This window comes from Streptomyces sp. (assembly GCF_031181555.1).
In the GTDB taxonomy this organism is placed as follows: Bacteria; Actinomycetota; Actinomycetes; order Streptomycetales; family Streptomycetaceae; genus Streptomyces; species Streptomyces fimbriatus.
The window spans coordinates 1-22124 of the sequence record NZ_JAPSKQ010000112.1 but is presented as its reverse complement, the minus strand read 5'-3'; the positions used below and the strand labels follow the sequence as shown (position 1 = coordinate 22124).

Below are 22124 nucleotides of genomic sequence, written 5' to 3'. Positions count from 1 at the left end.
GTGGGGTGGGCGGCGATCAGGAAGCGCGGCTTGTGGCTCATCTCGCGGCCGACGATCAGCTTCTGCTGGTTGCCGCCGGACAGGGAGGCCGCGGTGACGTCGATGCCGGGGGTGCGGACGTCGTACGTGGTGACGATCCGGCGGGTGTCCTCCTGGGCGGCCTTCGGGTCCAGCCAGACGCCCTTGGCGTTGGGCCGTTCGGTGACGTGGCCGAGGATGCGGTTCTCCCAGAGGGGCGCCTCCAGCAGCAGGCCGTGGCGGTGGCGGTCCTCGGGGATGTAGCCGATGCCCTGCTCGCGGCGGCGGCGGGTGGGCCAGGCGGTGATCTCCTCGTCGACGAGCCGGATGGTGCCCGAGTCGGCGTGGCGCAGGCCGATGAGCGCGTCGACCAGCTCGGTCTGGCCGTTGCCCTCGACGCCGGCGATGCCCAGGACCTCGCCCTCGTGGATGGTGAAGGTGATGTCGTCGAGCAGGGCCTTGCCGCCGGGGGCCACCAGGCGCAGCTTGTCGACGGTGACGACCGGGCGGTCGGTGACCGTGGACTCGGCCGTCTCGGGGGTGGGCAGTTCGCTGCCGACCATCATCTCGGCGAGCTGGCGCGGGGTGGTCTCGGCGGGGACGGCGGTGCCGACCGTGGTGCCGCGGCGGATGACGGTGATCTCGTCGGCGACGGAGAGGACCTCGCCCAGCTTGTGGGAGATGAAGATGACCGACAGGCCCTCGGACTTCAGCTCGCGCAGGTTGTCGAAGAGCGCGTCGACCTCCTGCGGGACCAGGACGGCGGTGGGCTCGTCGAGGATCAGGGTGGTGGCGCCGCGGTAGAGGACCTTGAGGATCTCCACGCGCTGGCGGGCGGCCACGCCGAGCTCCTCGACCAGGACGTCGGGGCGGACGCCGAGGCCGTAGCGGTCGGAGATCTCCTTGATCCTGCGCCGGGCCTTGCCGCCGATGCCGTACAGCTTCTCGCTGCCGAGCACCACGTTCTCGAGGACGGTGAGGTTGTCGGCGAGCATGAAGTGCTGGTGCACCATGCCGATGCCGCGGGCGATGGCGTCGGCCGGCGACGAGAAGGTGACCTGCTCGCCGTCGACGGCGATGGTGCCCTCGTCCGGCTTCTGCATGCCGTAGAGGATCTTCATCAGCGTCGACTTGCCGGCGCCGTTCTCGCCGACGAGGGCGTGGACGGTGCCCTTGCGGACGGTGAGGTGGATGTCGTGGTTGGCCACGACGCCCGGGAAACGCTTCGTGATCCCGGCGAGCTCGACGGCGGTCACCGATTCGTTGACCGCCGCTCCGGCCGGAGGGCTGCTGGACGCGTTGATGGCGCACTCTCCTGGGGACGGGGGTCGTCTACGCGCGTAGCGCCCCTACGGCATACAAAGGGGCGGCGCACCACACCGACGGGGTACGGGGAGCCGGGCTCCCCGTACCCCGTCGAGCGGACGCGACCCCGCGGTTACCTGCTGCTCAGGGTCGTTCAGGGGGTTCTCAGCTCGACTTGACCTTGATCTCGCCGCTGATGATCTTCTCCTTGGCCGTCTCGATGGCTTCCTGGAGTTCGGCGTCGTCCGCGAACTTCGGGTTGGAGTTCGACAGGCTCACCTCACCCGTCTTCAGATCGCCCCTGACGATACCGGTCTCGGGCTTGCCCTCCTCGACCGACTTCGCCAGGTTGTACACCGCCTTGGCGACGTCCTTCATCGCCGAGGTCAGGATGGAGTCCTTGTACTTGGCGAGGGCCTCGTGCTTGTACTGGTCGGAGTCCACACCGATCGCCCACACCTTGTTGGCGGCGGCGGCCTCGATGACGCCCTGACCGGACAGACCGGCGGCCGCGTAGACGACGTCGGCCTTCTTCTCGATCTGGCCCTCGGCGGCGGTCTTGCCCTTGTCGGGGCTGGAGAAGCCGCCCTCCTCCGCCGTCTGGGTCAGGAACTGCGAGAGGACCTTGACCTTCGGGTTCGTGTCCTTGACGCCCTGCTCGAAGCCCGCGCGGAACTTGTGGATCAGCGGGATGTCCACACCGCCCACGAAGCCGACGACGTTCGTCTTGGTGCTCTCGGCGGCGGCGACGCCGGCCAGGTACGAGGCCTGCTCCTCGGAGAAGACCAGGTCGGCCACGTTGTCGGCCTCGACCGTGGCGTCGTCGACGATGCCGAAGGTGGTGTCCGGGTACTTCGCGGCGGCGCCCTTCACGGCGGAGGCGTAGGCGTAGCCGACGCCGATGACCGGGTTGTAGCCCTGGCGGGCCAGCGAGACCAGGCGCTGCTCCTTGTCCGCGTCCGTCTCGCCGTCGGTGGGCTCGACGTCGCGGGTCTCGTAGCCGAACTCCTCCTTGGCCTTGCTCAGGCCGGCGAACGCGGCGTCGTTGAAGGACTGGTCGCCCTTGCCGCCGACGTCGTACGCGATGGCCAGGCCCTTGTCGCCCTTCGACTCGGACGAGCTCGAGGAGGTCGAGGTGCCGCCGCAGGCGGAGAGGGCGAGGGCCAGGGAGGCGGTCGCTGCGCCTGCGACCGTGATCCGGGAAATCCGGCGCATGAGTGGTGCTCCTGTCGTACAAGCGCCGGACGGTTCAGCTACGGCGCTGGCTTCGCCGCAGATTAACGCGCGTAGACCTGCCTGAAAACCCCTTCTGTCCACCTTGTTATCCGGCCGTGCCCAAGCCGCCCCGGAGCCCTGGTCACGGCATTGCCGATAGCGAAGGCGGGGTGGCGGTGGGTGAGGGGGCGCGACCGGCCGCGGGCACGGCGAAGCGGGCGGGCGCTCCGGGGCGCCCGCCCGCTTCGTGTGGATCCGTCCCGGCCGTCCGCGGGCCGGCCGCGGCCGGGTTCCGCTACTCGGTCCTGACCTTGATGGAGCCGTCGATGATGCCTTTCTCGGCCTTGGCCACGGCGTCCGTCAGGCCGGGGACCTCGGCCATCTTCGGGTTGCTCTCGGACAGGCCGACGCCGTTCACCTTGAGGTCGAACACCTGGGTGCCGGTCAGCGGCTTGTCGTCCTCGACGGACTTGGCCAGGGTGTACACCGCACCGCCGACGTCCTTCAGGGCGGAGGTGAGGATGTAGTCCTTGTGCGCGGCGAGGGCTTCCTGCTTGTACTGGTCGGAGTCGACGCCGATCGCCCAGACCTTCGCCTTCGCGGCGGCCTCGATGACGCCCTGACCGGACAGGCCGGCCGCCTGGTAGACGACGTCGGCCTTCTTCTCGATCTGGCCCTCGGCGGCGGCCTTGCCCTTGTCGGGGCTGGAGAAGCCGCCCTCCTCCGCCGTCTGGGTCAGGTACTGCGGGATCACCCTGACCTTGGGGTCGGTGTCCTTGACGCCCTGCTCGAAGCCCGCCTGGAACTTGTGGATCAGCGGGATGTCCACACCGCCCACGAAGCCGACGACCTTGCTCTTGGTGGCCTTGGCGGCGGCGACGCCGGCCAGGTAGGAGGCCTGCTCCTCGGCGAACACGAGGGAGGCGACGTTCTCGCCCTCGACCACGGAGTCGACGATGCCGAAGGTGGTGTCCGGGTACTTCGCGGCCACGGCCTTCATCGCGGGACCGTAGGCGAAGCCGACGCCGATGACCGGGTTGTAGCCCTGGCGGGCCAGCGAGGCCAGGCGCTGCTCCTTGTCCGCGTCGGTCTCGCCCTCGGTGGGCTCGACGTCGCGGGTCTCGTAGCCGAACTCCTCCTTGGCCTTGCTCAGGCCGGCGAACGCGGCGTCGTTGAAGGACTGGTCGCCCTTGCCGCCGATGTCGTAGGCGATGGCGAGGCCGAGGTCTTCCTTGGAGCCGCCGCTGTCGCCGTTGTCACTGCTGGTGCCGCCGCAGGCCGTGGCGGCGAGTGCGAGTGACGCGACCCCCACCGCGACGCGGGTCAGTTTGGATATCCGACGCATCTGAAGTTCCCCATTCTCCAAAGCCCCGCAGCGGGTGCTCGGTTCGGCGCACATTAACGCGCGTAGAAACTCCTGGGAACGGGGTTCCGCGGGGCCGTTATCCATTCGTGCCGATGGCCGGTTACGCCCTTGTGAACCAGAGGACCAAGGGGGCTCGAAAGGGACGGTCGGTGCGGCACGCGACCCACGCTGCCCCTCCCCCGCCCACGCTGCAACCGGAGCGGGCGGGGGAGGGGGACGGCCGGGGCCGAAGGGGCCTGCGGAGGGCGGGGCTCAGCGGAGGGCGTCGAGGAGGGCGGCGGCGGTGAAGAGCTCCACGCCCACGGTGATGGCGTGCTCGTCGACGTCGAAGTCGCCCTGGTGCAGGTCGCGCACGGTGCGCTCGCCGGGAGGGCGGACGCCGAGGCGGGCCATGGCGCCGGGGACGTGCTCCAGGTACCAGGAGAAGTCCTCGCCGCCCAGGCTCTGTTCGGTGCCCTCGACGGAGTCCGCTCCGCGCCGGGCGGTCATGGCCTCGCGCAGCAGTGCGACGGCCCCGGCCTCGTTGACGACCGGCGGGACGCCGCGGACGTAGTTGATCTCCGACTTGGCGCCGTACAGGTTGGCCACCTCGTCGATGGCCGCGACCACGACGTCGGGGGCCTGCCGCCAGGCATCCAGGTCCAGGCAGCGCACGGTGCCGGACAGTTCGGCGTGCTGCGGGATGACGTTGGGCGCGTGACCCGACTCCATCCGGCCCCAGGTCACGGCGAGTCCGCTGCGGCTGTCGACGCGGCGGCCGACCAGGGCGGGCACGTCGGTGACGACGCGGGCGGCGGCGGTGACCAGGTCGGTGGTCAGGTGCGGGCGGGCGGTGTGGCCGCCGGGACCGTCGAGGGCGATCTCCAGCCGGTCGCAGGCCGAGGTGATGGGCCCCTCGCGCAGTCCGATCCGCCCGGCGTCGACCCGGGGGTCGCAGTGCACGGCCAGGATCCGGCCGATGCCGTCGAGCGCGCCGTCCGCGATGGCGTCGGCGGCGCCGCCGGGCAGCACCTCCTCGGCGGGCTGGAAGATCAGCCGCACGGGCCGGGGCAGCAGGCCCTGGCGGTGCAGCTCGGCGAGGACGAGACCGGTGCCGAGCACCACGGTGGTGTGCACGTCGTGACCGCAGGCGTGCGCGCGGTCGGGCACGGTGGAGCGGTACGGGCACTCGGCCTTCATGTCGGGGATGGGCAGGCCGTCGATGTCGGCGCGCAGGGCCAGCATCGCCGAGTCGGTGCCGGCCTCGCCGTCCGTCCCGACGTCACAGAGCACACCGGTCCCGCTGGAGAGCACGCGCGGCTTCAGGCCCGCCTGCTCCAGCCGCTCCTTGATCGCGGCGGTCGTGCGGAACTCCTGGTTGCCGAGCTCCGGGTGCATGTGCAGGTCGCGCCGGAACGCGACGAGCTCGGCGCGCAGGGTCTCGGGCAGCGCGCCGGGGAGCACCGCTCCCCCGGGGAGATCGACCTCGGACTCCAGTGACATCAGTGGTTTCACCCTTTGAAGGGTAGGGCGCCGGGGCTGTCGACCGGCCCTCGATCAAGAAAAATCAGCCCGTTAGGCGAAAAAAATCTGGCTGCCCTACGCATAGCTGTCAATCGAGATGGGTAAAATCGCCGCTCTTTACGTGGGTGGAGGCCCCGTGACCTGCCGGACCGTGACTTCGGTCACAGTCGCGCCGTGGTTCCGGTCCTCCTCCCCTCCTCCACGGATACCACGCTCGGCCCAGCCCACGCGGACCGGTTCATCCGGCGGACACCGGGCCGGACGCCGGAAGCCGTGCGGTCAGACCGCCGGGACCGCCGACAGGTGGTGGGCGTCCTTCGCCGTGTCCGTGACGCTCGACAGGAAGCCCTGGGCCCGGGGGGAGGCGTTCCGGGTCAGCCAGGCGGGGTCGATGTCGCAGACCGCGACGGTGACCTCCGTGCCGGACAGGGCGAGCGGGAGGGTGTGGACGACCGTGGACGGGAAGCTGACGACGGTGCGGCCGATGGGGCCGCGACGGGCGATCAGCTCCAGGGGGAGTTCGGGGCGGACGATCTCCAGGCCCGTCTCGGCCGCCAGCCGGTGGAGTTTCTCCGTGCTCTCGCGGCGGTGCGCGAAGTAGCGCTTCGCGCCGTGCGCCCCGGCCAGGGAGCGGACGGCCGCCAGGTAGGCGTCGGCGTCCACCACGCCGGTCTCCACCAGGGACGTGCCCACCATGTCGGCGCCCTTGGTGATGCGGGGCGGCCCGAAGCGGGCCCGGGTCCAGGCGAAGGTGTGGGCGGTGAGCGTGACCCCGGGCGGGGTGTCCTCCATCGGCATCGAGGAGAAGACCTCAACCCGGCGCTTCTCGCCCGGGGTGAGCCGGTGCCGGGCGGCGGCCGACACCGGGGCGAGGAGCAGGTCCCGGGGTCCGGGACGGCCGCCCTTGCGGTGCCAGCGGACCAGGCGTTCGCCCCGGGCCAGCTGGCCGACGAACTCCATGGTCGCCGTGCCGTCGTCGACGACGACGAGGTCGCGGGCCCGGGTGATCGTCAGCAGCAGCTGGACGTACCGCGAGAAGGGGTCGCCGAGGACGATCCGGGAGGCGCGGCGGAGCGGGCCGGCCAGACCGCCGATCGTGTGCAGCGGCGCGGCCGGTCCGCCCCGGGCCTCCTCCCAGCGGACCTCGTGGCCCTCCTCGCGGGCCAGTTCGGACATGCGGCGCAGCTGGCCGCGCGTCATCGGGTCGACGGGGGACAGCACCACGAGGGTGAGCCCCACACCGGGAGCGTGCGCGTGCGCCCACTCCAGCACGTTCAGCAGCTGTACCGGACTCTCGACGAAGGCGAGGGTGTGGGGGCCGGCCTTCCCGGCGCGGGGGCTCATCGACGTACGACCGTTCCCGTCGTCAGGGGAGTGTGGGGATTCGGGTGCGCTCAGACCGTCAGCGGCTCGCCCGCCGCCGTCGCGATCTCCGCCTCGGCGACCACGCCGGGGACACGGCGCAGCTTCTTCATCGGGCCCAGCTCGGACTCGTAGACCTTCTTCACGCCGTCGCCGAGGGACGCCTCGATGGTGCGGATGTCGCGGACCAGGCGGGCGAGGCCCTGGGGCTCGACGGAGGCGGCCTGGTCGGAGCCCCACATGGCGCGGTCCAGGGTGATGTGGCGCTCGACGAAGACGGCGCCGAGGGCGACCGCGGCCAGGGTGGTCTGCAGGCCGGTCTCGTGGCCGGAGTAGCCGATCGGGACGTTCGGGTACTCCTGCTGGAGGGTGTTGATGACCCGCAGGTTCAGCTCCTCGGCCTTGGCCGGGTAGGTGGAGGTGGCGTGGCAGAGCAGGATGTTGTCGCTGCCCAGGACCTCGACCGCGTGGCGGATCTGCTTCGGGGTGGACATGCCGGTGGAGAGGATGACGGTGCGGCCGGTGGCGCGCAGGGCGCGCAGCAGCTCGTCGTCGGTGAGGGAGGCGGAGGCGACCTTGTGGGCCGGGACGTCGAACTTCTCCAGGAAGGCGACGGCCTCGGTGTCCCACGGGGAGGCGAACCAGGCGATCCCCTTCTTCTTGCAGTACGCGTCGATCTGGCGGTACTCGTCCTCGCCGAACTCCACGCGGTGGCGGTAGTCGATGTACGTCATCCGGCCCCAGGGGGTGTCGCGCTCGATGTCCCACTGGTCGCGCGGGGTGCAGATCTCGGGCGTGCGCTTCTGGAACTTGACGGCGTCGCAGCCGGCCTCGGCGGCGGCGTCGATCAGCTTGAAGGCGTTCTCGATGTCGCCGTTGTGGTTGATGCCGATCTCGCCGGTGATGTAGACGGGGCGGCCGGGTCCGGCCTCGCGGGGGCCGAGGGTGCGGATGCGGGAGTTGGTGCTCATGACCGGGGGTTTCCTTACTTGGGGAGGGAATCGAGGGAGGGGCCGAGGATCCAGCCGGCGATCTCCCGGATCGCGCCGTCGCCTCCGGGCAGGGTGGTGACGGCGCGTGCGGCGCCGCGTACGACGTCGTGGGCGCTCGCGACCGCCACGGGCCAGCCGACGAGGGCGAAGCACGGGAGGTCGTTGACGTCGTTGCCGACGTAGAGCACGCGCTCCGGCGCGATGCCCTGCTCCTCGCACCACTGCTTCAGCGCGAGGTCCTTGCGGTCGATGCCGTGCAGCACGGGCAGTTGGAGCTTGCGTGCGCGGGCGGCGACGACCGGGTTCTGCTCGGTGGACAGGACGAGCAGCTTCAGGCCGCTCCTGCGCAGGGCGGCGATGCCGAGTCCGTCGCCGCGGTGCACGGCGACGAATTCCTGTCCGCCGGCGTCGATCAGCACCCGGTCGTCGGTCTGGGTGCCGTCGAAGTCGAGGACGACCGCGTCGATGTCGTCGGCGGTCGGGAGGGCTCCGGGCCCGGCCGCGTCGAAGAGCGGCGCGAGGGCACGGGCCCGGGCGAGGTCGTGCGGGTCGTCGATCTCCAGGACGCGGGCCGGGTCGGTGCGCACGAGTTCGGTGCGGCCGAAGAAGCGGTGCTTGTGCTCGCGGAAGCCGGCCGCGTCCATGGCGTAGGCGGCGCCGGTCTCCAGCAGGTCCTGGGGGCGGTCCTGGCGGCGGGGACGGAAGGACTTGTCGTGGTTGACGCCGTAACCGCCTTCGCCGGCGGCCGGGTCGGCGTCGGTGGCGGTGCCCGCCGCGTCCCGCCACAGGAAGCCGTGGAAGGGGGCGACGGTGACCGCGGTGTCGGCGCCCCGGTCGACGACCGCGCCCGCCACGCCGTCGACGTCCTCGCGGAGCAGGAAGGGGCTGGTGCACTGCACGAGCAGCACCACGTCCACCGGGGCGCCGTGCAGGGCCTCGTGGGACTCCATGGCGTGCAGGACGGCGGCCTCGGAGGTGGCGGTGTCACCGGCGATGGCGGCGGGCCGCAGCACGACCTCGGCGCCGGCCTGCCGGGCGGCGGCCGCGATCGCCTGGTCGTCGGTGGAGACGACGACGTCCGTCACGTGTCGCGCGGCCAGGCACTCGCGCACGGCGCGCGCCACCAGGGGTACGCCGCCGACCGGGGCGAGGTTCTTCGCGGGCACGCCCTTGGAGCCGCCGCGCGCGGGGATCACGGCGAGCACCCGGGGCACCGGGGTGCCCTGGCCCGCTGGCGGGTGGGACATGGGATCAGCTCCTTGAGCGGGGATCGGGGCGGTCACAGCTCGCCCATCCGGCGGATCACCGGGGCCACGCGCTGCACGCCGTGCCGGTAGGCGCCGCGCGCCGCCCGGCGCACGATCTGCCGGACCGGTCCGGGCTCCTTGTCGGCGGCGGGCGCGCCGGGCAGCGGGGTGCCGTCCGGGCCGAGGTGGTGGCGGGCGAGGATGCCGGGCAGGTAGCCGGGCGCGGTGACCGGCGTGTAGTACGGGGTCAGCGGGGGCAGTCCGCCGGGGCGTTCCAGCAGCTTGGCGATGCGTTCGCGCGCCGTGTCGAAGGCGGTGGCGTACGAGCCTCCCCCGGAGGGGGTGTCCCCGACCGCCACGCCCTGCCGGGAGACCCACTGCGCGTCGGGCTCCGGACGGTGCCCGGCGTCGAGCTGGTCCCAGGAGGCGAGGCAGCCGGAGCCGACGAAGTGGTGGTTGCCGAGCGCCTCGCGCACCCCGAGGTCGGTGAGGACCACGGTCGGGATGCGGCGGTGCAGCGACTCCAGGGCGGCGGTGGAGCTGACGGTGACCAGCAGGTCGGTCCGGTCGAGGACCTCGCCCATGTGCCCGTAGACCAGGCGGAGGTTGGGCGGCGGGTCCAGCCGCTGGACGAGCTTCTGGTAGGGCACTTCCTCGATGTGGGTGGTGTGCTCGCCGGGCTTGGAGCGCAGCTTGAGCAGCACCTCGCGCTCGGGGTGCCGGCGTGCGTGCTGCACCAGCCGGTTCAGCAGGTACATGCGGTCCCGGCGGCTCTCGGGGACGGAGGGCTGGGCGGCGAAGACGACGGTGTAGGGGTCGTGTTCGCCGGTGTAGGGGGCTCCGCCGAGGAACGGCAGCGCGACCTCCGTCACCGAGGAGGCGTCGGCGCCCACTCCCTCGTACACGGCGCGGAACCGGTCCGCGTCCTGGCGGGAGTTGGCGAGCACCAGGTCGGCGCCGTGGCGCAGCAGCAGGCCGTCGGCGAGCTTCTCGTAGACGACACCGACGTATCCGGTGACGACGACGGGCCGCTTCGGCCGGTCCTCCCAGATCCGCTTGAGACCGTGCAGCATCGCCTGCACACCGCCGCCGACCAGGGCGAGCACGAGGACGTCGTACGACTCCTCGCGCATCGCGCGCAGGAACTCGACGGCGGTCACCTCGCGGAGCGAGTCCGCGCGGACGCCGACCTCGCCGAGCTGGCGGGCGGTGGGGGTGGCGCGGCCCCGCAGCAGGTATCCGTCCAGACGGATGCCGGAGCCGGCCGGGTCCCCCGGATCTCCGGGTCCCGTCGGCGCGACGCGGTTCGCGGTGAGCGCGCCCCATTTCCACCGGGTGTCGGAATCCGCGAGGACGGCCACCCTGAGGGGCTTCGTTGCACTTGCTGGCACGTCGAAGACGCTAGGAAGCGAAATCTAGGTATGGCCCAACCGCGAATCAACGAGAAGTTAACAACACGCCACCGAGAGCCGAATCGGACCGCGGAAAGGCCGCACGTAGGCGCGATACACCGTACCGACACACGGAGTTCACCGCCCGTACGGCCACCGGAAAGTTACCCGGCCGGACGGCCTCCTAATGTTCTGCGAGTGCCAAAGCTCTCCGTGATCGTCCCGTTCTGGAACGTCCGGCAATACGCCCCGGACACCGTCAGAAGTCTTCGCGCGAACGCCCGGCCGGATTTCGAGTTCGTTCTGGTCGACGACCATTCCGAGGACGGGACTCCGGCGATCCTCGAGCGTGCCGCCGCGGACCTCTCGGACGTCGCCCAGGTGCGCTACATCCGCCATGACAAGAATGGCGGCATCGCCACCGCGCGCAACACCGGGCTGGACGCGGCGCGCGGCGAGTACCTGGCCTTCCTGGACGGCGACGACTGGCTCGCCCCCGGCTATCTGTCCGAACTGGTGTCGGCCATCGAGCAGTTGGGCTGCGACTTCGTCCGCACCGACCATGTGCAGGTCACCGGCCGCGCCCGGACCGTGCGCCGGGTCCCGGTCGGTCTGCGGAACGAGGTGCTGCACCCGAGGGACGCGATCCTGCCCGCGGACCGGACGACCGCGGTGGACTACGTGTCCGTCTGGGCCGGTGTCTACCACCGGCGGCTGCTGGAGCAGGGGCTGCTGCACTTCGCCGAGGGGCTGCACACGGCCGAGGACCGGCCGTGGACCTGGAAGCTGCACCGCGAGGCGAAGTCGTTCGCCGTGGTCGGCCTGCTGGGTGTGTTCTACCGGCGCGGAATCGCCTCGTCCCTCACCCGGATCGGCGATGCCCGCCAGCTCGACTTCATCCGCGCCCTCGACCTGATCGTCGAGGAGACGGCGGCGGACCGGGACGCCGACCGGCTGCTGCCCAAGGCGGTGCGGACCTACTGCGCGCTCATCGCCCACCACCTGGCCGAGGAGGACAAGTTCGAACCGGCCGTGGCCAGGCGGCTGCGGACGATGAGTGCGGCGGCGCTCCGCCGCCTGCCCCAGGACGTGCTCGACGAGGTGCTGGAGACCATGGACATGGATCGTTCCTCCAAACTGCGGCGGCTGCGGCGCCGGATCACCACGGCGAAGGCGGCCGGCTGATGTCCCGCACCACCCAGATCTTCTGCGCCTCGACGCTGTACGGCGCCGCCACGCTGGCGGCCGCGATCGAGTCCGGCTGCTTCGCGGAGGCGGAGCGGCGGACGCTGCTGGTCCTCAACAACGCCGCGGTCCCGGAGGCCGCGCCGGCCCTGGACGAGATGCCGGGCTTCGCGCCGCTGCGCGAGCACTTCGACGACGTGCTGTCCTGGAACGAGGCCGTCTACCCCTTCCACCCGGGGGCCTGGACGCCGCGCCCCGACGACGTTCCGCTCCTCGAACGCCACCTGCGGCTGCTGTGGGGGCTCGGCGACGACCGCGTGGAGCTGGTCCTGGAGTCCCTCCAGGGCCCCCCGGCCCTCACCGTGGCCCAGCTGTTCACCGGGGCCCCGATCCACGTCTACGCCGACGGCCTGATGAGCTACGGCCCCACCCGCACCAAGCTCGACCCGCTGGTGGGCACGCGCGTACGGCAGCTGCTGCACCTGGACCTGGTGCCGGGCCTCAGGCCGATGCTGCTGACCGAGTTCGACGTGCCGGCGCGCGTGGTGCCGACGCGCGCCTTCCTGAAGGCGGTGAGCGAGGCGGCCGGGTCCGTCGACGCGTTGCCCGCGCTGCCGGACGACGCGGCGCTGCTGCTCGGCCAGTACCTGTCCGCGCTCGGCGTCCTCTCCCCCGGGGAGGAGGAGGACCTGCACGTGCGGATGATGCGCGGGGCGGCCGGGCGCGGCCACCGCGCGGTCGTCTTCAAGCCGCACCCGACCGCGCCGGTCCGCTGCAGCCGTGTCCTGGAGGCCGAGGCCGAGCGGCTCGGCGTGGACCTCACCGTCCTGGACACGCCCGTCCTCGCCGAGGTGCTCTTCGAGCGGGCCCGGCCCGCGCTGGTCGTCGGCTGCTTCTCGACCGCGCTGTTCACGGCGTCCGCGTTCTACGGCCTGCCGGTCGCGCGCGTCGGCACCGAGCGGCTCCTGGAGCGGCTGACGCCGTACCAGAACAGCAACCGGGTGCCGGCCGTCCTGGCCGACGCGGTGCTGCCGGCCCTGGAGCCCGGCAGGGACGAGGACGCCCTTCCCGCCGACGAGCTGAACGACCTGGTCACCGCGCTCGGCTTCACCATGCAGCCGCAGGTCCACCCGTCCCTGCGCCCGGCCGCGGAACGTTACCTCTCCGGGCACTTCGGCCCGCGCACCCGGCGCTACTTCCGGCGCAAGCGGCTCACCTCGCTGGGACTCCCCGGCGGCGTCCCGGCGCGGCTGGCGGTCCTGTCCCGCAACTCCACCGCGCGCCGGGTGGCGCGGCGGGCGCGGGCGCTGAAGAAGGCCGTACGGGGCTGAGGGCGCGTGCGCGGCACCTCACCTGTCACCGGACGGCGCCGTCCGACCAGCCGTTGGAGGGGGACTGTTCACCCGTTGTCCATCCCGACGCCACGCGCGAACCGTCGCGCTGGGGCACATTCGGCCTCCGATCGGAGGACGGTGGAACGCATGACGAACCCCCTGGCGGGATTGTTCACGGCACGGCAGAAGGAGGCCGCCAGGCGGGACCTGTTCGTCCGGAGCATGCGCCTGTGCGGTGAGTACCTCGCGGCGCAGGGCGACCGGACCGCTCCCCGGCACGCCCGCCTCACCCGGGCGATCGGCACCCTCGCCGCCTCCCTCGACACCCCGTCGGCCGACCCCTTCGACGCCCTGCTCCAGGTCGGCGAGCGTGCGCTGGAGGCCGGTGGGGACGACGGACCGGTCCTGGCCCTGGGCGTCGCCGAGACGGCGACCCTGATCCGGCAGCGGTCCAAGGGGGCGTGGCGGTTGCGCGGCCTGGCCCTGGACGGGCTCGGCCGCGACGACGAGGCCCTGGAGGCCTACGACCGCTACCTCACGCTGTCGCAGGACGGCGACGCGGCGCAGGAGGTCACCCGCAGGATCGACACGCTGCGGCGCCGGCGGGCGTGCCTGGAGGAGGCCGCCGCGCTCTTCCCCGGGGCCGGTTCCCCGCTGCGCGACCTGGTCGGGCGGCCCACCGCGGCCGCGGCGCCGGAGTTCGCCGCCCACGTACGGGCACGGGTGGCCGAGCACGGCATGGGCGACCCCGCCGTGCGCCGCCTGCTGGAGCTGTACGCCGCCTACCGGCGGCTCGCCGAGCGGGACGGGATGCCCGACCCGCTGCTCGGCGGGAGCACCCCGATCGGCGTCGGCGGCCTGCGCCGCCTGGTCACGGGACGGACGGTGTGCCTGGTCTCCGGTGCCGCGGAGGTCGCCGGGAGCACGCTGGGCGCCGAGATCGACCGCTACGACCTGGTGGTGCGCTGCGACGCGTTCCGCATCCGCGCGGAGGGCACCGGCGGGCGCACCGGCCTGCACGCCGTCTCGCTGCGGGGCGACGCCCCGTGGGACGGGCCCGCCTGGACGCAGCCGGCCGGCGTCCGGCTGGTGTTCGGCGACCCGGCCGCGGCGTGGCGCCGCGCCGTGCGGCAGCGGCTCGTGCCCGGGGCGCAGGAACACGTCGGCGACGCCTCCCTGCGCCGGCCGCTGAGCGACCCGGCGCTGCTGGGCGACGGGGGCTGGGGCACGGGGACCACCACCGCCTTCACCGTCCTGAGGCTCCTGGACTTCCTGGATGTCAGCCCCCGCCTGGACCTCATCGGCTTCGACAAGCCCGGCCGGCTGCGGCCGGAGGAGGCCGAGTGGGTCATGGACCGCGCGACGCACGTCGACGCCCGCACGATGAGGATCGCCCTGCGATGAGCCACTCCTGCGCGGACGACCGGAGCACCGTCACCGGCAGACGCCGGATCGCCTTCGCCGTCCACACCGACGAGGACCGCCTGCCCGGCCTCCCCACGCTGCTGCGCAGCCTGGCGCTCACCAACCCGGGCGTGTGCGAGGACTTCGTGGTGCTGCACCCGGGGCTGCCGGACTCCTCGTTCGACGCGCTGCGCCGGCTGCACCCGCGCGTCGTCACGCGCCGGGCGGACGGCCGCGCGGACGTCTTCCGGCTGGAGGGCTACGACACCGTCGTCGCCCTCGATCCGGCCATGGTCGTGCTGGGGGACATCGGCGAGCTGCTGCGGATGCGCCACGGCGTGGGCGCCGTTCCCCAGCTGCTGTGCGACGGACGGACCGGGGAGCGGCGCACCGTCCTGCCGGACGGCCTCCTGGTCGTCCAGCGCGCCGACGTGGACGACGCCGTGGCGGCCCGGCTCGCCGGCACCGACGGCGACGGCGGCCCGGACGCGGCGCTCGAGGGCGTCCTGGTCCCGCTCGACGCGCGGTACGACTTCCTCACCCGCCGGCTCCACGACGACACGCCGGTGCCCGCGCACGTCGCCGTCCTGCACTTCACCGGCCCGTTCGACGAACCCGGGTACGGTCCGGCCGCCGAGGCGCGGCGCCGCTTCGAGATGAGCGACGAGGAGTTCCGGGCCGCCTACTGCGCCCTGCCCGGCGACAAGCACCCCGACCTCCTGGCGCACTGCGCGCCGCCCCTGCTGCGGGCGCGCCCCTCCCTCGGCCTCGCCCGTACGGTCGCCGACGTGTACCGCCGGCAGGGCCGCTACGACGAGGCCGTCGACGTCCTCGCCCCGGTCGTCGGCGACCGGCTGGACGCGCCGCGCTGCCAGGAGACACTCGGCGTCTGCCTGATGGCGCTGTCGCGCTACGACGAGGCCGAGGCCCGTCTGCTGCTGGCGGCGGCGTCGCCCGACGTCGCCCCGCGCGCCTTCGCCCAGCTCGCCCGCCTGGCCTGGCTGTGCGGCCGGGAGGAGGACGCGCACGCCTACGCCCGCGAGGGCCTGGACGCCGACCCCACCGACGCCGGATGCCACAGCTGGTACGTCCGCACCCGTCCGGAGGGCCCGCGGGAGCAGCCGGAGCCGGTCGCCGCGGCGGACCAGCTGGCGCACGTGGCGCTGTTCGCCGAGGGGCAGGAGAACGCGGGCGACAAGGTCCTGCCCGAGGCCGTGCGCCTGTGCTTCGGCACCGACACCGGCCCGCGCCGCTGGTACCGGCAGCCGGTGCACCGGCTGGTCGACGAGGCGGCGCTGGAGGAACTCAACGCGCGGCGCGGGGTGGTCGTGGGCGGCGGCGGGCTGTTCCTCCCGGACACCTCCCCCAACGGCAACAGCCACTGGCAGTGGAACGTCCCGGACGACGTCCTCGCCCGGATCACCGTGCCGCTGGCGGTGTTCGCGGTCGGCTACAACGTGTTCGACGGGCAGCTCTACCGCCGCGGCCGGTTCGCCGAGAGCCTGCGGGTGCTCGTCGAACGGTCGGCGTTCTTCGGGCTGCGCAACCACGGCTCGATCGAGCGGGTCCGCGAGCTGCTCCCCGAGGAGCTGCGCGACCGGGTGCGCTACCAGCCCTGCCCGACCACGGTGGCGCGCCACCTCGTCCCGGGGTGGCTCGACCCGGCGGAGCGGGACGACACCGTCCTGGTCAACTGCGCGTACGACCGGGCGGGGCTGCGCTTCGGCCACGACTACGGTCACTTCCTCGCCCAGACGGCCGTCGCGCTGCGGGCGCTGCGCGACCGGGCCGACGTACGGTACGCGGCCCACATGCCCGCCGACGAGAAGTTCGTGCACGACCTGCGCCGGGAGCACGGCATCGCCCTGCCCGTGGAGCAGCTGTACGACATGTCGAACGACGCCATCCGCGACCTGTACCGCCGCGCGCGGCTGGTGATCGGGATGCGCGGGCACGCGGGGATGATCCCCTTCGGCTGCGGCACCCCGATCCTCAGTCTCGTCTCCCACCCGAAGCTCGCCTATTTCCTGTCCGACATCGGCCGCCCGGAGTGGGGGCTGTCCGTGCACGACCGGGAGCTGGGCGCCCGGCTCGCGGAGCGGGCCGCCGCCGTCCTCGACGACCACGCGGCCGCCGTGGCGGACGTGCACGGCGCGCAGAAGTTCCTGTGGGAGACCACCCGGTCGAACCTCGATGAACTCCGGGAGACCTTCGGCCGGGCGTGAGCCGTCGACAATTCACCGCCACTTCGAAGGGAATTCACTTTTCCGCGCCTCGGCCGACACTGCCCCCTTCGGGGGCGTCGTTAGCCTGTTTCCGTCTCCGATCTGCGAATGTGAGAGGCCCACGTGCCGAAACTGTCCGTCGTCGTCCCCATGCACAATGTGGGAGCGTTTGCCGAGAGCACTCTGCGGAGTCTCGCCAACAACGCGGACCCCGACGTCGAGTTCCTGCTCGTCGACGACTGCTCCACGGACTCCACTTCATGGGTGGTCGACCGCTGGGCGGAGAGACACCCGGGCGCCCGGGTGATCCGGCACGAGAAGAACATGGGCATCGCCCAGGCGCGCAACAGCGGTATCGACGCGGCGAGCGGCGAGTTCATCACGTTCCTCGACGGCGACGACTGGTACGGGCCGGGCCACCTCGCCGAACTGGTGTCCGCCATGGAGGAGCTGGGCTGCGACTTCGCCCGCACCGACCACGTCCAGGCCACCGGCACCGAGCGGGTGATCCGCCGTCCCCCGGCCCCGGTGCGGGGCGCCGTGATGGATCCGCGCGACGGCATCGCGCCGGCCGACACGGAGACGATGGTCGACTACCCCTTCGTCTGGGCGGGGATCTACCGCCGGCACCTCTTCGACGACGGCGGCATGCGCTTCGCGACCGAACTCCGCACGGCCGAGGACCGGTTGTGGATCTGGCGACTGCATCTGAAGGCCAGGACGTACGCGTCCCTCGGGCTGCACGGGGTGTTCTACCGGCGGGGCGTCGCGACCTCGCTCACCCAGATCAAGGACTCCCGTCAGCTGGACTTCATCCCGGCGTACGACGCGCTGCTGCGGGACGTGCTGGAGGACCCGGAGACCGACCGTTTCCTCCTCAAGGCCGTCCGCACCTACTGCGCCATGATCGCCTTCCACATCGGCAAGGCGAACGAGTACGAGCCCTCGGCGGCCCAGCGGCTGCGGCGTGAGGCGAGGGCGGCGCTCCACCGCATGCCCGAGCACGCGCTCGAGGAGACCCTCAGGACCATCGACAGCACTCGGAGCAGGTTGCTCAGCCGCCTGCGTGACGGGCGGAAGGCTGCCTGATCCATGCCCCACACGACCCAGATCTTCCAGGTCTCGACCCTCTACGGAGCGGCCACCCTCGCCGCGGCGCTGGACGCGGGCCTGTTCGGACCGCGCGACGGGGCCCGGCGCATCCTGCTGGTCTCCAACAACGCCGCCGTACCGGAGACCGCCCTGCGCCTGGACGAGATGCACGGCTACGAACGGATATCGGGCCGGTTCGACTCGGTGGTCAGCTGGAACGAGACGATCAGCCCGTACCACCCCAGTGCCTGGGGTCCGCGCGGGAACGACACGACGCTGTGGCAACGGGCGTTCCGTCTCCAGTGGGGCATCGACGAGCGGGACGCGATCGAACTCGCCGTCGAGTCCATCCAGGTCAACCCGGCCCGTGCGCTGGCGGCGATCTTCACCGAGAGCACCGTCCACGTGTACGCCGACGGCCTGATGAGCTACGGCCCGACCCGGGAGAAGCTGCCGCTGACCATCGCGCGCCGCATCCGGCGGCTGCTCCACCTCGACCTGATCCCCGGTCTGAAACCGCTGCTGCTGTCCGAGTACGGCGTCGAGCCCGAGATCGTCCCGGACGGGGCGTTCCGCGGCGTGCTCGACGAGATCTCCCGGGACGCGGCGGACGACCCGCGGCTCGCGCCCGTCCTGGAGGAGGCGCCGACGGCCGTGCTCCTCGGCCAGTACCTGGCGGCGATCAACATCCTGAGCGCGCAGGAGGAGGAGGACCTCCACGTCCGCATGCTCACCGGGGCCGTGCGCGCCGGGCACCGGTCCATCGTCTTCAAGCCCCACCCGACGGCCCCCGCCGGCTACTCGGCGGCGCTGGGCAAGGCCGCGGCGGACGCGGGCGTCCGGCTCACCGTGCTGGACGCGCCGCTGCTGGCCGAGACGCTGTACCACCACTGCCGTCCCGAACTCGTCGTCGGCTGCTTCTCGACGGCGATGGTGACCGCCTCCGCCTACTACGACGTGCCCGTCGCCCGGGTCGGGACCGCGCTGGTGATGCGACGTCTCAAGCCCTACCCGAACAGCAACCGCGTGCCGCTGGCCGTGGTCGACCACCTGGTGCCCGACCTGGAGCGCGGGCAGACCCCGGCGCTCGTCGGCCCGGCCCCCGAGACGTTGTCGCCGCTGGTCCGGGCGATCGGTTTCTGCATGCAGCCCAAGACGTACGCGAAGCTGCGGGAGCCCACGGCGGACTGGCTGCGCGGCAACCTGGCCGACACGCCCGGCCACTACTTCCCCGAACTGCGGCTGGCCGAGCTCGGCCTGCCCGGCAGCCGCCCGCGGTCGCGCGCGAAGCTCCGGGTGAGCCGTGCGAAGCGCGTGGTGCGCAGGGCGGTGCGGCGCGGCGCCGGGAAGGGGTGACGACCGCCCCCCTCCGCCCCTGCCGTCCCGCGCGGTCAACCGAGACCCACCGGCAACAGGGGGGCCACCAGCTCTTCAACTCCCGTACACCGGTCCCTTCGAGAGTTGCGCGGTGCCGAACGACATCGCCGTGAGCCTGCCGCAGCAGCGGAGCAGCTCCTCTTCCGAACAGACCGCCGCCGCACCGCGGGAGCACCGCCTCGACATCGACCTGATGCGGCTGATCTGTTCCGCCACCATCATGCTGGGGCACGTGGGCGCCCAGTTCATCCGTTCCACCGGCAACGACCCGGAGGGTGGCTCCGGGTCGTACTGGGCGGGACACCTGGCCGAGGCGGTCAACCCGTTCGCCGTTCCGATGTACTTCGCCATCGCCGGGTGGGCCGTGCTGGTCGGCGCGCCCCCGCGCGACAGCGCCCGGATGTGGCAGAGGATCGTCCGCAACGTCGTCCCGCTCTTCGCGTGGACGGCGATCTACCTGGTCTGGGCCTGGCTGCGGGACCGCAACGACCGGCCCATGACCGAGCTGGCGGCCCACTCCCTGTTCGGCTCCGTGCAGCCCGCCTACCACCTGTGGTTCATGTACACCTACATCCCGATCATCGCGCTGCTCGCCTTCGCGGTGCTGATCAGGGCCGGGAAGCGGCCCTGGGGGCTGGGCGCCGCGCTGCTCGGCATCGCGGTCCTGCCGAGCGTGCTGACCACGGTCGCCGAGGTCACGGGCCGTGAGATGCCGCCGGTGGCCTGGGGCTTCGGTACCTATTCGCTGGTGTACGCGGTCGGCGGCGCGCTGCTGTTCGCCCTCCCGGCCGGGGCCGTGCGATGGCGGTGGCCGCTGTTCGTCCTGCTGCCGGTCACCGTGGCCGGGGCCCTCTGGTACAACACGCAGATCCACTACGTGATGCCCAACGCGCACCTGTTCGTCGCCGCCATGAGCGTCTGTGTGCTGCTCCTGATCAGCAGGGTCCGGATCCCCGAGACGTGGCGGCCGCTCCTGCGGAAGCTGGCCGGTGCCGCGCTCGGCGCGTACATGGTGCACGTGCTGTTCGTCGAGGAGATCGTCACCCGCTTCGTGTCACCGGACCTGAGCGGACCGGTGGCGGGGCTGCTCCTGATCGGCCTGCTGATCACGGTCATGGTCCTGTCGTTCGCCACCAGCCTGCTGTGGGGGAAGCTGAACCTGCGGCGTCTGCTCGGCTGACCCGGCGCCATGCGGAGTTCGCCACTTGTTTGCGCGTCGCTCAACTCCGCACCCCTTCCCCACCGTCGGCGCCCACCTAGCCTGTCCTCAACCCGCGAGCCGTATCACTCTCACTGAGCTTCCGACGGATTGAGGTCTCCGGTTTCATGAACAGCCGCTCCCTGCTCACCAGTTCGGCATCCCGGCGTCTGCTGCGCCCGATCGCCGACCTCATCGACCAGCGCATCGAGCGGCGCATCCGCTCGGCGGTCGCCGCGGACGCGGCGGGCAGGGAGAGGCTGCGGGACGCCGTCGAGGTGATGAAGCGCCAGCAGCTCACCCTCGACCTGCTGCTCGGCTCCTCCGGTCGCGGCCTTTCCCGGATCGTGAGCCCCGGCCCGCTGGACCGCCTGCAGTCCGAGGTGGCGGAGCTGGCCGGGGACCGGGACTCCGCCGTCCGCAATGTCGCCACCGCGTACCGGCTGCTGGTCGCGATGGAGTCGCTCGGGGTCGGCCGGATCGCCGGCGGCACCATGAACATCTGCGGCAAGCTCGGCACGATCCCCCTGCTCGACCCGCCGAACGACGAGATCCTGGAGATCGGCACGCTCTACGGCATGTTCTCCGCCGGGCTGATCCGGATGATGGAGCGCGACGGCCGCAGCCCGAACGTGACGATCGTCGACCCGTTCGCCGGCGTGCAGCTCCAGCCCGGCACCCCGCGGCGCTCCGACCCCTCCGGCGCCCCGGTCGACGAGAAGGCCGTCCGCACCAACCTCGCCCTGGCCGGTCCGGCGGGCGTGGCCGCCCGGATCCAGCGGGGCTTCTCCGAGGACCCCGACACCCGCGCGGCCGTCTCGGACCGCCGCTACGGCGTGATCGTCGTCGACGGCGACCACTCCGCCGAGGGCGTCGCCAGGGACCTCGCCTGGGCGGAGGAGATCGCCGCCCCCGGCGCGATCGTCGTCCTCGACGACTTCGGCGACCCCAAGTGGCCCGGCATCAAGGAGGCGCTGGACAAGCACCTCACGGGCGACACCCGCTTCACCTACCTCGGCAAGGCGGCGCTCTCGGCGTTCCTGCGGGCTTCCTGACCCACGCGGTACGGAGGTTCCACGAGCGGCCCGACCGAACCGGCCGTCGCCCCGGGGCCGGGGCCCTACGTGCTCGCCAGTGACAGCTTCACCGCGAAACCGAGGAACAGCGCGCCCGCGGCCGAGGTGGCCCCGGCCGCCAGCCGCCGCCTGCGGCGGAACGCGTCGGCCAGGCGGGTGCCGCCGAATATCAGCAGCGACAGGTACAGGAAGCTGGCCGTCTGGAGCAGGGCGCCGAGGACGACGAAGGAGAGCGCGGGGTAGGCGTAGCCGGGGTCGACGAACTGCACGAAGAAGGAGATCAGGAAGAGGATCGCCTTCGGGTTGAGCAGCGACACCACCAGGGCGCGGCGGTAGGGGTGCTCCTCGGCGGACGGGGCGGCGGCGGGCACCTCGGCCGGCGCCGACTCGCTCCGCGCCTTCCCCATGGTCCACGCCGAACGCAGCATGCCGTACGCCATCCACGCCAGGTACGCGGCACCGGCGTACTTCACCACCAGGAACAGCAGCGGCGTCGTGGTGAGCACGGAGGCCGCGCCGAGCGCCGCCAGCGTCATCAGGACGGTGTCCCCGGTGAAGACACCGGCCGCCGCGGCGTAGCCGGTGCGAACGCCCCTGCGGGCGGCGACGGAGAGCACGTAGAGGGAGTTGGGCCCGGGGAGCAGGACGATGAGGACGAGCCCAGCGAGGTAGGTGGGGAGGTCGGTGACGCCGAACATGGAGGGAGTGTCGCACGGGGGTACGACACTCCGCTCCGGTGTTTCAGCCGTCGGGAAGGGCGTCCACGGAGAGCTCGACGCGCACGCCGGCCGGCTCCGGCACCGCCACGTCCTGACCGCGCCGGAAACGCCGGGG

17 protein-coding genes are annotated in these 22124 nt (G+C 72.3%); 8 read left to right on the top strand and 9 right to left on the bottom strand.

The window, feature by feature from the left end; translation table 11 throughout:
• The 8 genes from RIM90_RS21310 to RIM90_RS21275 all read right to left on the bottom strand — a co-directional run.
• Nucleotides 1-1274, bottom strand: a 1274-nt coding sequence (locus RIM90_RS21310) for an ABC transporter ATP-binding protein (protein WP_309062342.1), incomplete at its 3' end; no start/stop codon positions are given.
• Nucleotides 1275-1488: 214 nt separating this feature from the next.
• Nucleotides 1489-2538, bottom strand: a complete 1050-nt coding sequence (locus tag RIM90_RS21305; RefSeq protein WP_309062341.1) for a BMP family ABC transporter substrate-binding protein — start codon at nucleotides 2536-2538, stop codon at nucleotides 1489-1491.
• Between the two features lie 295 nt (nucleotides 2539-2833).
• Nucleotides 2834-3883: a BMP family ABC transporter substrate-binding protein gene (locus tag RIM90_RS21300; protein ID WP_309062340.1), complete on the bottom strand. Its 1050-nt coding sequence runs from the start codon at nucleotides 3881-3883 to the stop codon at nucleotides 2834-2836.
• A 273-nt stretch (nucleotides 3884-4156) separates the two neighbouring features.
• Entirely contained in the window at nucleotides 4157-5386 is a 1230-nt protein-coding gene (locus RIM90_RS21295) for an amidohydrolase (RefSeq protein WP_309062343.1), read from the bottom strand.
• A 300-nt stretch (nucleotides 5387-5686) separates the two neighbouring features.
• The gene (locus RIM90_RS21290) at nucleotides 5687-6751 is read right to left on the bottom strand and encodes a hypothetical protein (protein ID WP_309062339.1); all 1065 of its coding nucleotides are present in this window, start codon (nucleotides 6749-6751) and stop codon (nucleotides 5687-5689) included.
• Between the two features lie 50 nt (nucleotides 6752-6801).
• Nucleotides 6802-7740 carry an N-acetylneuraminate synthase family protein gene (locus RIM90_RS21285; protein ID WP_309062338.1) on the bottom strand — a complete coding sequence of 313 codons (939 nt, stop codon included), beginning with the start codon at nucleotides 7738-7740 and terminating at the stop codon, nucleotides 6802-6804.
• A 14-nt stretch (nucleotides 7741-7754) separates the two neighbouring features.
• Nucleotides 7755-9008: an acylneuraminate cytidylyltransferase gene (locus tag RIM90_RS21280; protein ID WP_309062337.1), complete on the bottom strand. Its 1254-nt coding sequence runs from the start codon at nucleotides 9006-9008 to the stop codon at nucleotides 7755-7757.
• A 32-nt stretch (nucleotides 9009-9040) separates the two neighbouring features.
• Complete coding sequence (locus tag RIM90_RS21275; protein ID WP_309062336.1) at nucleotides 9041-10399, bottom strand: DUF6716 putative glycosyltransferase; 1359 nt, start codon at nucleotides 10397-10399, stop codon at nucleotides 9041-9043.
• A 198-nt stretch (nucleotides 10400-10597) separates the two neighbouring features.
• Here RIM90_RS21275 and RIM90_RS21270 point away from each other — a divergent pair, with 198 nt between their 5' ends.
• From RIM90_RS21270 to RIM90_RS21235, 8 genes are all read left to right on the top strand, one after another.
• Entirely contained in the window at nucleotides 10598-11584 is a 987-nt protein-coding gene (locus RIM90_RS21270; protein ID WP_309062335.1) for a glycosyltransferase family 2 protein, read from the top strand.
• Nucleotides 11584-12915 carry a polysialyltransferase family glycosyltransferase gene (locus RIM90_RS21265; RefSeq protein ID WP_309062334.1) on the top strand — a complete coding sequence of 444 codons (1332 nt, stop codon included), beginning with the start codon at nucleotides 11584-11586 and terminating at the stop codon, nucleotides 12913-12915. Before RIM90_RS21270 ends, RIM90_RS21265 begins: the two co-directional genes overlap by 1 nt.
• A gap of 150 nt (nucleotides 12916-13065) precedes the next feature.
• Nucleotides 13066-14322, top strand: a complete 1257-nt coding sequence (locus RIM90_RS21260) for a hypothetical protein (protein WP_309062333.1) — start codon at nucleotides 13066-13068, stop codon at nucleotides 14320-14322.
• Complete coding sequence (locus tag RIM90_RS21255) at nucleotides 14319-16547, top strand: polysaccharide pyruvyl transferase family protein (protein ID WP_309062332.1); 2229 nt, start codon at nucleotides 14319-14321, stop codon at nucleotides 16545-16547. The genes RIM90_RS21260 and RIM90_RS21255 overlap by 4 nt, the downstream gene beginning before the upstream one ends.
• A 123-nt stretch (nucleotides 16548-16670) precedes the next feature.
• Nucleotides 16671-17636 carry a glycosyltransferase family 2 protein gene (locus RIM90_RS21250; RefSeq protein WP_309062331.1) on the top strand — a complete coding sequence of 322 codons (966 nt, stop codon included), beginning with the start codon at nucleotides 16671-16673 and terminating at the stop codon, nucleotides 17634-17636.
• Between the two features lie 3 nt (nucleotides 17637-17639).
• Complete coding sequence (locus RIM90_RS21245; RefSeq protein WP_309062330.1) at nucleotides 17640-18995, top strand: polysialyltransferase family glycosyltransferase; 1356 nt, start codon at nucleotides 17640-17642, stop codon at nucleotides 18993-18995.
• A 112-nt stretch (nucleotides 18996-19107) separates the two neighbouring features.
• On the top strand, nucleotides 19108-20196 hold the full coding sequence (locus tag RIM90_RS21240) for an acyltransferase (RefSeq protein ID WP_309062329.1): 1089 nt from the start codon (nucleotides 19108-19110) through the stop codon (nucleotides 20194-20196).
• A 146-nt stretch (nucleotides 20197-20342) separates the two neighbouring features.
• Nucleotides 20343-21269: a class I SAM-dependent methyltransferase gene (locus RIM90_RS21235; protein WP_309062328.1), complete on the top strand. Its 927-nt coding sequence runs from the start codon at nucleotides 20343-20345 to the stop codon at nucleotides 21267-21269.
• Between the two features lie 65 nt (nucleotides 21270-21334).
• On the opposite strand, the gene leuE is transcribed toward RIM90_RS21235, so the two are convergent.
• Nucleotides 21335-21988: a leucine efflux protein LeuE gene (gene leuE / locus RIM90_RS21230; RefSeq protein ID WP_309062327.1), complete on the bottom strand. Its 654-nt coding sequence runs from the start codon at nucleotides 21986-21988 to the stop codon at nucleotides 21335-21337.
• Nucleotides 21989-22124: the final 136 nt, after the last annotated feature.